9 protein-coding genes and 1 tRNA gene are annotated in these 11,397 nt (G+C 48.2%); 3 read left to right on the top strand and 7 right to left on the bottom strand.

Annotation, left to right across the window (positions count from 1 at the left end; genetic code table 11):
* Positions 1 to 111: 111 nt before the first annotated feature.
* The 4 genes from ROJ03_RS05315 to ROJ03_RS05300 form a co-directional block, all read right to left on the bottom strand.
* A complete protein-coding gene (locus tag ROJ03_RS05315) occupies positions 112 to 1,359 on the bottom strand; it encodes a hypothetical protein (protein WP_313725962.1) in 1,248 nt (415 codons plus the stop codon).
* 13 nt (positions 1,360 to 1,372) lie between these two features.
* Positions 1,373 to 2,854 (bottom strand): hypothetical protein, encoded by a 1,482-nt coding sequence (locus tag ROJ03_RS05310; RefSeq protein ID WP_313725961.1) that lies wholly within the window; start codon positions 2,852 to 2,854, stop codon positions 1,373 to 1,375.
* 249 nt (positions 2,855 to 3,103) lie between these two features.
* A complete protein-coding gene (locus tag ROJ03_RS05305; RefSeq protein ID WP_313725959.1) occupies positions 3,104 to 5,023 on the bottom strand; it encodes an AMP-binding protein in 1,920 nt (639 codons plus the stop codon).
* A 235-nt stretch (positions 5,024 to 5,258) separates the two neighbouring features.
* Positions 5,259 to 5,966 (bottom strand): GntR family transcriptional regulator, encoded by a 708-nt coding sequence (locus ROJ03_RS05300; protein ID WP_313725958.1) that lies wholly within the window; start codon positions 5,964 to 5,966, stop codon positions 5,259 to 5,261.
* Between the two features lie 475 nt (positions 5,967 to 6,441).
* On the opposite strand from ROJ03_RS05300, the gene ROJ03_RS05295 reads away from it, so the two are divergent.
* Both ROJ03_RS05295 and ROJ03_RS05290 read left to right on the top strand, forming a co-directional pair.
* A complete protein-coding gene (locus ROJ03_RS05295) occupies positions 6,442 to 6,792 on the top strand; it encodes a ferritin-like domain-containing protein (RefSeq protein ID WP_313725957.1) in 351 nt (116 codons plus the stop codon).
* Between the two features lie 31 nt (positions 6,793 to 6,823).
* Positions 6,824 to 7,603, top strand: a complete 780-nt coding sequence (locus ROJ03_RS05290) for a family 1 encapsulin nanocompartment shell protein (protein ID WP_313725956.1) — start codon at positions 6,824 to 6,826, stop codon at positions 7,601 to 7,603.
* 103 nt (positions 7,604 to 7,706) lie between these two features.
* Here the strand turns inward: ROJ03_RS05290 and ROJ03_RS05285 are convergent.
* Positions 7,707 to 7,778 (bottom strand) — tRNA-Gly (locus ROJ03_RS05285).
* Between the two features lie 288 nt (positions 7,779 to 8,066).
* On the opposite strand from ROJ03_RS05285, the gene ROJ03_RS05280 reads away from it, so the two are divergent.
* Positions 8,067 to 9,170, top strand: a complete 1,104-nt coding sequence (locus ROJ03_RS05280; protein WP_313725955.1) for a sn-glycerol-3-phosphate ABC transporter ATP-binding protein UgpC — start codon at positions 8,067 to 8,069, stop codon at positions 9,168 to 9,170.
* A gap of 77 nt (positions 9,171 to 9,247) precedes the next feature.
* On the opposite strand, the gene ROJ03_RS05275 is transcribed toward ROJ03_RS05280, so the two are convergent.
* The gene (locus ROJ03_RS05275) at positions 9,248 to 9,757 is read right to left on the bottom strand and encodes a DUF2179 domain-containing protein (protein ID WP_313725954.1); all 510 of its coding nucleotides are present in this window, start codon (positions 9,755 to 9,757) and stop codon (positions 9,248 to 9,250) included.
* 189 nt (positions 9,758 to 9,946) lie between these two features.
* On the bottom strand, positions 9,947 to 11,251 hold the full coding sequence (locus tag ROJ03_RS05270) for an aspartate kinase (protein ID WP_313725953.1): 1,305 nt from the start codon (positions 11,249 to 11,251) through the stop codon (positions 9,947 to 9,949).
* Positions 11,252 to 11,397 lie beyond the last annotated feature (146 nt).

The raw sequence follows: 11,397 nt of genomic DNA, 5'->3' as shown, positions 1-11,397 counted from the left end.
TAGAAATGTTTACAGTTTGTTATTAGGATAACACAAATACCCTAAATACCCCCAAACCCAAAAAATTGCCCCCCTTTCTAGGGAGGGCAATCGGTACGGGAAGCAACGATACTATCGAGAGAGTAGCGAGAACCGGAGGGAAAGTGCATCTATCGGCTTATCCCCGAGATTGTCACCATACTCCAGCTGATAGTAAGCAGCATCAAGATGGAATACCAGCAGGTCCAGTCCAACACCGATGGACTGATATCCCTGGTTGAGTCCGTAGCGGACATCAAGGAAGGAGAGCAATCTGACCGAAGCACCAAGCCTTGTCTGGCTGTAGAAGCCTCTTGTCAGGGCATCATCTTCCAAACCGGCGAGGGACATCACATCAATGACATCGACAGCGATGATCGGTTTGATGAGGGACCCAATCTTGGGAGCCCAGGTCAAGCCAGCATCGAGTTTCCAGCCATCATCATATTCGAAGGTTCCTGACTCATTTCCTGTAGGGTTATTGTCTGTGAAAGAGGAACCCAACACCTTTTCAGCCCAGGTATTCGCTGAGGGGAATACTTCCATCGAGTAGTTGCCGTTGAAGTTTCTTCCAACTGCCGAAAGACTGAGTCCAAACGGGAAGTTGACGTTGGCACCGGCTGTAACAGGAATCGCATACCCAGCAGCAAGGGGAACTCCGTTGAGGAACTTATCAGCAGGGTCAGAACTTTCATCCATGAGGAGGTTGATAATACTAGAAACCGTTTGTCCCTTGAGGTAGGTCTTGTAGACTCCCTTTCCAGTGACACCGAGATCGATGGAGATCTTATCAGGAACAAGTGCAATGTTGAATCCAAACCCCACAGTTGCTGCAGCTGTAATCTGAGCAATGAGATTAGTGTTAGTTGAATCAGAATCCTCAAGATAGGTCATGATCCTCTCTTGAGTCTCAATAGCTATTCCAAACCCTCCAACAGAGAGGACAACTGAAGCATCTGTGGTCAAGAGATCGCCCTGGCCTTGGGTAATGGTATTGAAAAGCCTTTGGGCTCCACCGACAGTGTCCCCATCAACAAACTTATCTATTGAACCACTTTCCAGGATTGACTGTGGGTTATATGCAGTCAGGGTAATTGCAGGGATTGAGAGCTTGAAGTTACTGCCTGCCAAGTTAGCAGGGTTCAGCAGGAAGCTGTCATAGTATCCCTTAACACCCAAGCCTGCACCACCCATGCCCAGCACCCGGGTGTTGATCCCCATGAAGGGAGCACCTGTCTGCTTGTAGGCAACGTTTCCAGGGCTATAGTCTGCAGCAACCAGAGGAGCTGCAACCAGTAGAACCAAAGTTAAAGTTATCAATACTAGTTTAAAATTTTTCATAGTTTGCTCCTCCTTATTCTGTGAGTAGATCAGAATAAACCTTATCAAATCCTTCACCAACGAAATCACCAGTGCCAGCAAGGAAATCATTCAGCATATCTGCAAGCAAATCAATTCCGCCAGCATCATTAATGGTTTGTATGTTTTCAAGTATCGCCTTATGATAGGCCTTACCATCATCAGCAGCAACCCCTCCAATTTTCTTGGTTTTCATGTATTCTGGCCAATCCTGATAGTCAAAACCAACAATTTCAGGCACAACAATCTTATCAGACACCTTTAGGGTTCCTGAAGCCAATGGTTTGTTAGCATTCAGGTATGCTTCAATAAGCTCATTAGCAGTAGGGGTATCTCCATCGCCATATGTATCAGTCCAGTAGGCCCTGAAACCTTCATGCTCGGTTATGGCAACTGACAAGATATACTTTATGATTGTAGAAGAACCTAACGATGGAAGCCCATCATAATCAATCAAACTACCCATTCTTATCATTGAAAGCGCTTGCTCTATAGCTGTGCGATATACCATCTGATTCAGCAGGAAGCTGGAATACTTTGCATCAGAATAGGAATAGGTTCCACCACTTTCAGTTACTCCTAACAAAGAGACTATTTTTTGAGCGATGGGATTAATCACATCAATGAAGTCTGCTGCATCGGTAAGTGGGATATCTCTATTCTTAACGCTCTTGCCTAGAATGGACCCAAAGTCTATATCCCCAAACACGTTCAAGGAAGATGATCCAGAAATCTGCTCAGCTACCTTTGCGGCAAAGAGTGCATCACCTACGATGGCAAGCACATCATCTTGATGGGCCGAAAGCAAAACTCCGTCAACGGAATCAAGATCACCCTCTGACAGTTCATTTAGCTTATTGATGGTATTGCTTATGAGGTCAGTCATCAGCTGCAACGTAAGGAGATCCCCTTGCGTGACTGTATCTCCATCCTTTATTACAGGAAGCTGTAATTTTTCAAAGGTTTTTGCAAGATCAGAATCAGCAGGAAGGCCTGCCGCTAATGCAGTTAAAGTTAAATTAAAAACTGTAACTGTTCCTTTAGCAGCATCTATCTGCCCGTTGTCATTGTTTACAGGTTTGCTCAGGTCCGCCAGCAAGTTTTTCTTCTGATCGGGAGAATTGAGAGCAGCGGCTAGGTCGGTTTTCAATGTTTTTTGTTTATCAGGGGTTTGAGGAGCCAAGAGCTTGGTGCCCGCGTCTACACTAACAGACAAACCCATGCTAGAGGTTGTCCCAGTCCCGCCTCCACCGTCTACAATAGTCTCAGCTCCGGTACCAGTACCTATGCCTTGTATCGCAGTCGCAGCCGCCTCTGCATTGGCATTATTGACCTTTACCAGGCCACCGTCTATCAATACGTTGCTGTTGAAGCCACCCATCAGGTTGGCTAGGTTAGTACGCATATCTGCATCACATGAAATCATTGTCAATGCAAGAGTGGGCACCAACAACACTATAACCAAAAGTTTCTTCATAATTGCCCTCCTACTAACAGGGGAGTACGTTTGTTCGTTCCCATGTATCATTTTAGATCCAGAAACAACTCATTTTGACTATACAAGCAACTAATTCTTACCTATGTCACAACTACCTTACATTAATTAAAACTAACTGCTACAGAAATCGTTACACATTTCACCCTGATTGTCTATGATGCTGCATACGAAAAACAGGCGAAATCCTATGATTCCGCCTGTTTCCACCTCTGTGTTTTGTTTCGGAGTCTAAAAAAACAATTCCTTTACAGCTTTCAAATTCGCTTCACGATTCTCTGCTTCCCCAGCATACATCACCTCAATCCGTTCCTTATAGTATTCAACGGTCTTGTAGCGAACAAGCTTCATGGTGGAGTTGACAAGCCCATCAGCTTCGCTGAAAGCCTTCTCTATAATCGCAAAACGGGCAGGAAGCCATACATTGGGAATAGCCGTCGCGAATTTTTCATATGACCTAAGATTCTCTTCGAGGGCCTTGAGTGCTGATTCAGCATCCTTGCACCCTTTCTCCTCGATTATCTTTGAGGCAACGTCTTCCTGCAAGGTTACCAATGCGGTAGTTATCACCTGATGGTCGTTGTACACCATGAGCTGGTTCAGGATCGGAAGGTTGTTGACCATGACCTCTTCCACTTCCTCGGGGCTGTACTTCTCGCCATCCTTTGCGATAAGCAGGGCCTTCGCCCTACCGGTAACTACCAGGAAACCATCCTCATCAAAGTAACCGAGGTCGCCAGTCCACAACCAGCCATCACGGAGGGCTTCAGCCGATGCCTGGGGGTTCTTGAAGTACCCCTTCATCACATTGTCGCCCTTGATGACGATCTCACCCTTCTGGCCAACCTTGGCCTCGGTAGTATCGTCCACCATGATCCTGCACTTCTCAGAACCTGCGACCATACCGCTGGTACCGAACTTATACCGCAAGGGGGAGTTGCTGCTGATGATGGGAGCCGCCTCGGTAAGACCATAGCCCTGGAATACAGGAATTCCGATGGCTGCAAAGAACTTCTGCTGCTTTGCTTCCAGGAGGGCACCACCACCTACACAGTAGTTCATCCTGTCCCCGAATATCTCCCTGAGCTTTGGAAACACCAGCTTGTTTGCAAGGGTATACGGCAGCCAGGTCTTGATCTGCACCCACTTGCCGGGCCTATGAAAGCCATCCCCATTGCGGAGGATTCCGGCGTTGAGACCACGATTGAAAATACCTTCGATAAAAGCACCCTTCTGGTGAATGCCCTGGGTCATCTTCTTCATGAAGTTGCCCGTGATTGAGGGGACGGTCATGATGAAGTGCGGCTTCAGTTCCACCAGATTCTTGGGGAAGTTACGGATGATGGAGACGTTGGCCCCCCGAGAGTCTACAAAGTGTAGGGTAATGCCCCTGATCAACGAGGTGTAGATACCAACTGTGTGGGCGAACGAGTGGTCCACAGGCAGGACTATCAAGGTCTCGAACACTCCATCAGGCAGCTTGAACAGCTCCACTGCATCGTGGGTGTTGGTCCAGTAGTTCAGATGTGTCAGCATGATACCTTTGGGGTTGCCGGTTGTTCCGCTGGTGTAGCAGATGTTGATGGTGTCATTCTCATCAACCTGCTTTTCCGTATTCTTGACGAGCTCTGGGTCCTTCTTCAAGGCCTTCTCACCCCCCTGGAGCATCCCGCTCCAGGTGATGTAGTCCTCCCCTTCCTTCCAGTTAGCCTCTGCAGCCTGCGTCTTCAGCCTTTCGTCCATTTCATCGAGATAGATGAACAGCACTTTATGGTCGAAGAAAGGGAGGGCCTTCACCGTATTGGCAAGGGTGTTGCTGCTTACAGCAAGGGCATACGCCTCGCTATGGTTTACCCTGAAGGCAATCTCCTCCGGGGTAAGCTTGATGGAGAGTGGCACACTGATGCCCCTGGCCTTGATGACACCCAACTCGCAGGTTACCCACGAGCCTTTCCCCTCACTAAGGATCCCAACAGTCTGTTCAGGCTTGAACCCTGCAGCCAGAAGATAAGCTGCCACAGAGTCGGAAAGGCCGTCGGCCTGGATATAGGAGCAAGGCGTCCATCCCTCTTCTGTCCTTGTGTTGGTGTATGCTCGGTTCCCGTATTTTTCTGCTGCACTGTGCAACATTGCAATGATTGTTCTCTGCATGGCTATAGACTCCGAATGCGAAGGTTTGGTTTCTCTTGTATCTGTATTTAACATTTATAACTGAAATGTCAGCAAAACACAATCAAAAAAGAGGTTCAAACCCTATAAACCAGCACATTCAACCCATGTTTGAGACACAAAATGAGAAAGCTTGTCCACCAGCAAGCAATTTGGAGGCAAAGAGCAAATCCTAGTGAAATAATGTCTTACAGGTAAAGGAAGAGGATGCACCTATTCATTCGATGGAGAATTCATAGACGAGCCCATCGAAAATCTTTGTGCAGCGTCCTACCACAGTCCCGTCATCGAGGATACACATCCCCCTGCACCAGAGGTTTGCAGAGTGTGGGTCCAGCTGCAATTGCTTGCATATCTCATCGTTGGGAGAGATGGCCGCTACCTTACCCTTCACAAAATGACAGGTCTGCCCATAATAGTTGCTGATGATTTCAAAGATCGAAGTATCGCTCTCATCTTCCATCGTCATCAAGGGTTCCCCGAACCTTCCCGCAATGTAGTAGTCGCTTAGGACCGTCGGCTTGTTCTCAACCATATGCAGGCTCTTCACATGCCACAGCTGGTTGTCGGACTCAGCGTCCTCCACGTCGATCAACTGCTTGTCGGCCAGATTTGCAAAAAGCTTCTCCTTGAGCAGTATCCTATACTTCCCCTTAAAGGCAGTGTTTGTTGAGGAGAAAGGCATCTGGGGATAGCCAAGCTTAACGGCTGTCCTGTTGAACAGGACAAAGGAACCACGCCCCCTGGTGCGGTTTATATATCCACTGGATACAAGCTCCTCAAGGGCTCTGCGTATGGTCACCCGGGAAACACCAAACTGTCCGCACAGTTCCATTTCAGTCGGCATCTTAAACCCTTCGCTCCACTCGCCAGAAATGATTTTCATCTGCAGTTGCGTGAGCACTGTCTTAAATTTCAAAGCCATGGGTCTCCTCCAAAAGTGCAAGATCAGGAGCAAGTACGATATAAGTATAAAACATTTTGTGTAACTAATCAGTAAGGATTTAGTATCATTTAGGACAGTATAAACCTTACGAATAGCAAAGTAAACCGGTCAATCAGTAGTGATAAATGAAATACTAATATTTCATATGCATTTGCAAACAAGACAATTGCATTGATGGGAATTTACAAATGTTCCTTATCCTTAGATGAAGAAAATACACAATCAATACAGAAATCTCAATCAGACAGGGAGGGAAAAGGACAAGACATAGGGTTCATTCACCCTTCAAACGAGCTTTGGACAAGCTTGTCAAATTTCCCTTTCCATGCGTGGAATCTCCTCCGATTGTGAAGACCCTATTCCATTCTTCATTCTTGGCTTGGATCCACCCTTTCTTTATTTCTATTCCATGAGTATTATTAGAGGCAAGAATGATTTTCTTCAGGAGGATACAATGGCTTATTCTGAACCGTATGATGCACTTGATGAGAAAACAAGAGATATCTCACGGGCTATAACCAGCCTACGGGAGGAACTTGAGGCGATCGACTGGTACAACCAGCGCGTCAGCACCACCCAAGACCAGGAACTCAAGGATGTCATGGCCCATAACCGCGATGAAGAGATTGAACATGCTGTGATGGCCTTTGAGTGGCTCCGCAGGAATATGGAAGGCTTTGACGAGGATATGAGAACCTACCTCTTTTCCGAAGGCTCCCTTCTGGAAGTTGAAGACAAAGCAACAGCAGCAGTTGCCCCAAAAGGCCCTGCATCAACAATGACCATCGGCAATTTGAAGAACTAAGGCATACACATAGGAGGATTTCTTAATGGATATGTTTAAACGTGATTTGGCACCGCTTACAGCTGAAGGCTGGAGCGAAATAGAAAAGAGGGCAAAGGAAGTACTGCTCTCCCGTCTTACTGCCCGCAAGGTAGTGAATGTACAAGGTCCCAAAGGACTCGATTTTACCTCTGTCAATGAAGGGAGGCTCACCCTCTGCGATGATGGCGATGTAAAGGCAGGCGTCTACACTGTCAAGCCACTTATTGAAGCCAGGGTACGCTTTAGCCTCAACCGCTGGGAAGTGGACAACCTTGCCCGAGGGGCCAAGGACATTGATTTTGATAGCCTCGATGCAGCAGTGGAGAAACTGGCACTCTTTGAGGAGAATGCCATCTACAACAGTTATGCTGCAGGTGCCATCAAGGGGCTGAAAGAGTCCTCGGCACACAAGGCTCTTGCCTTTGGCGACAATAACAACGACATACTCACCTCACTCACCAAGGCTGTCATGACGCTGGGCAAGGACCATATCAACGGCCCCTACTCCCTGGTCGTAGGAGTCGATGCCTGGATCGCCCTCCACAAGGAAGGCCATGGCATGCCACTCATTGAGCGGGTCGAGCAGATGCTGGGAAGCAAGGTAGTGCTCGCAACCTCGATCGACGGGGCAATCCTTGTCCCCTATGACAGCGAACATCTTGAGCTGACCATCGGGCAGGACTTCGCACTCGGCTACGAATCCCATGACACCAAGGAGCTGACCTTGTTTGCAACAGAGTCCTTCACCTTCCGTGTCCTGGAACCGAAGGCTATTGTCTGCTTCAAGTAAGATTTTCCTGATTAGAGCAACGGAGGCCAGGAGCAGATGCACCTGGCCTCTTATCATCTCCCAAGAAAAAAAGCCCACGATCCTGAGGATTGTGGGCCTATCGAGCGCTAGAAGGGAATCGAACCCTCGTCTCATGCTTGGGAAGCACGAGCACTAACCGTTGTGCTACTAGCGCGTACGTAGGATAGTACCAAAGAAAGGGAAAAGTGTAAATAACAATTCCTAGTATTGTGACCTACCCAGGAGTCCAAGGAAAAGCACCGCTCTGGTATTTTGTGGCCAGTGAGAAAGGAAAGAGGGAAACCGCAAGGAGATTCTTTGCTAACTCCTCGCTATCGTTTTCAGTATTTCCTTCTATTATAGATATTTGTCTTTTTTGTAAAAAAAGAATTTCTAAATAAGATTTGACAGATACAACCTGCTGAAGTAGAGTAATCAATAGATAAAATAAATTGGAGGCATTATGGCCACAGTACAACTGAAAAACATCTGTAAGGTGTATGACGGTAACGTCAAAGCTGTCGATAACGTAAACATCGACATCAAGGACCGGGACTTCGTAGTCTTGGTAGGACCTTCAGGTTGTGGAAAGTCCACGACACTTCGTATGATCGCCGGTTTGGAAGACATCACCAGCGGAGAGCTCTACATTGACGACAAGCTTGTCAACGACGTTCCCCCGAAAGACAGAGACATCGCAATGGTATTCCAGAACTATGCTCTCTATCCCCACATGACAGTCTACGATAACATGGCATTCGGACTCAAGATCCGCAAGTTCCCCAAGGAAGAGATTGACCAGCGCGTTCGTGAAGCTGCAAAGATCCTTGAAATCGAAGAACTCCTTGAAAGAAAACCCAAGGCCCTCTCCGGTGGACAGAGACAGCGTGTTGCAGTAGGTCGTGCAATTGTCCGTAAGCCAAAGGTATTCCTCTTTGACGAACCCCTTTCCAACCTCGATGCCAAACTCCGTGTCCAGATGCGTGCCGAGATCTCCTCCCTGCACAGCCGCCTGAAGGCAACGATGATCTATGTTACCCACGACCAGGTCGAGGCCTTGACCATGGCTGACGTCATTGTCGTCATGAAGTTCGGCGTCATCCAGCAGATCGGTGGACCCTTGCCGTTGTATAACGACCCCCAGAACAAGTTCGTCGCAGGATTCATCGGTTCCCCACCCATGAACTTCCTTGTTACCGCTATCGAAGCTGATGGCAACGACATCTATGCCAATGAGGGCACCTTCCGCTTGAAGGTAACCCCTGAGCAGAAGAAGATGCTGACACCCTATGTCGGCAAGAGCGTTACCTTCGGTATCCGCCCTGAGGATGTGGAATTCAGCCATATCACCAAGGATGGTGAGACAATCGATGGCCGTGTAAGTGTTGTTGAACCCCTTGGTTCCGAGACCCACGTCTACGTAGCCACTTCCAAGAGCCAGGTCATTGGAAAGATCGACCCGAACGTAACACCGAAGGTAGATACCAAGATTAACCTGATCCCCGACATGGCAAAAGCAAAGTTCTTCGACCTTGATACCGAACAGGTCATCAAGCCGGTAAAATAACTGCTGCCTAAAAAAGTGCCGGTCCATTTGCATGGACCGGTTCTTTTTTGCCTTTGGCTCTCTTCTCTCCCGAACAGTTACAGGATTGCGCTATCGACCCACTTGATATCCTCAACCACTAGGAAACAGGACTTGTCAATCTCCCTAGCAAGCTTCAGGATGTTCTTGGTATCCTTTCTCCGTACCTGGACAAACAACAGGACCACTTCCCCATCACGTCCTTTGCCCGAGAACTCGGTTACCCTAAACCCTTCACTACGAAGCTTAACGGCAACCTCTTTCCCCTTCACACTAAAGACCTTCACCACCTGCTCCCCTATCTTGAAGAAGCTCTCCATGGTGATGCCGACAAAGGTTCCCGTAGCAAAACCCAGGGCGAATGCCAGGGCTGTCACCGGTTCGGTAAGGTTGGTTATGACCTTGGAAACGGCAAATACCCAGATGAGAGACTCGGTAAAGGCGATGAAGAATGCAATCCCACGCTTGGAGCGTATGATCATTGCATGCCGGAACGTACCCAGGGAAACATCAAAGACCCTTGCTACGAATATGAGCAAAGCCAAGGTGATTGACTCAGGAATTACCACAAATGTACCCTCAGAATATAGTGTATTGATGAATATGCTGACCTACACAGGGTAGGCACAACACTAAGATACGAAATACGGCAGAAACAAACAAGCGAAAGGTATGGTTAAAACTATCATTCCATTTTCGGAACAATGCAATCAACCTGTTATCCAATCCTTTCGGATAACAGGTTTGGGAATAGGTTTCTAGAATAGGGCCCTATAGAGACTCTTGACTGCATCCTGTGCCTGGGTTGCATTCACCCCGATGAGAATTGAGGTATCCGAAGATCCATAGTTGAAGAAGTTCAAGGCAATCTTGTCCTCTGCCAAGGCAGTAGTACTTTTTGCAATGACAGAGCTGTCTTGCATGACACCAGAACCAATGATTCCTACTATGGCGTGCCCATGGTCGACAGAAACCTCCTCGAGTTCAAATTCACTCTTGAGCCTGCTGCACATTGCATTGATTACGCTGTCACTTGCCTGGGTGGTCTCAAAGAACCAGATGATGCTGTCGACACCGAACAAGGAGAAGGTAGGACGAATACCAAAGATATGCAGCATGGTCAAGAGTGCATGCCTGATTCCTGATTTCTTGAAAAGCATCAGTTTTCTCAGGGAGAGACGGCTGAAGCCACTCTTGGCAGAGACGCCTACCAGAGGATGCTCACCTTTCTCCCTGGTGGGAAGGATGAAGGTACCGTCATCCATGGGGGCATTGGTATTCTTAACATTGATGGTGATGCCTGAGGCAAGGATGGGTGCTATGGCTTCCTCATGGAAAACCCCTGCCCCTACTCCAGCAAGCTCACGCACCTCACGGTAGGTCATCTGCTTGATGACTTTTGCCTCGGGAACCAGTCTTGGGTCAACGGAGAAGACGCCCGATACATCGGTCCAGTTCTCATAGGTATCCGCCTTGGCAGCACTGGAGAGAATCGCTCCTGTTATGTCCGACCCCCCACGGCTGAAGGTCTTCACCTTGCCCTCTGGGTCGCAGCCATAAAAACCAGGAACCACATATTTGGTCTTGGGCTTGAGTGCTCTCTTCAGGTTGTTCCAGGTCTCGGGGTTTACCGTCCCGTCATGGTTAATCACAATCTCTGGGTCGGTATCAAGGAACTCCCAGCCAAAGAAGGTTGCCACCATCCTGGCAGCTAGATACTCACCCCTACTTGCTGCATATTCGGCACCGTGGCCGGCGTCGATCATCTGCCTGACCTCCTCCAACACGGGAAGGAAGGGCTTTGCCTGCATTCCAAGGTCGGAGAGGATGGTTGTATATCTCAGGGCAACCTTCTTGAACAGGTCCTTGCATGAAGAGCCTTGCTGGACCATGGCGTTGCACGCATAGAGCATGTCGGTGACCTTCTCATCATCCTTGGACCTCTTGCCGGGTGCAGAAACAACAACTACCTGCCGTTGTGGGTCAGCATCTACAATCTGCTTGACCTTCCGTATCTGTTGGGCATCTGCAACAGAGCTTCCGCCAAATTTACATACTATCATAGGGGGAGACCTCCCGACATCTTAACATTAATATTTTCCTATTGTATTGAACGGCCATCAGTTGTGCAAGAGAAGCGAAACCCACACCCCATCGACACATTTCTCGCAAATCTTTCATGACAGTTCACCCTTTTGCTGGTACTCTG

It is taken from the genome of Sphaerochaeta sp. PS (genome assembly GCF_032144095.1).
Taxonomy (GTDB): Bacteria; Spirochaetota; Spirochaetia; order Sphaerochaetales; family Sphaerochaetaceae; genus Sphaerochaeta.
The sequence above is the reverse complement of the archived record's forward strand: the minus strand, read 5'-3'. Positions and strand labels throughout refer to the sequence as shown.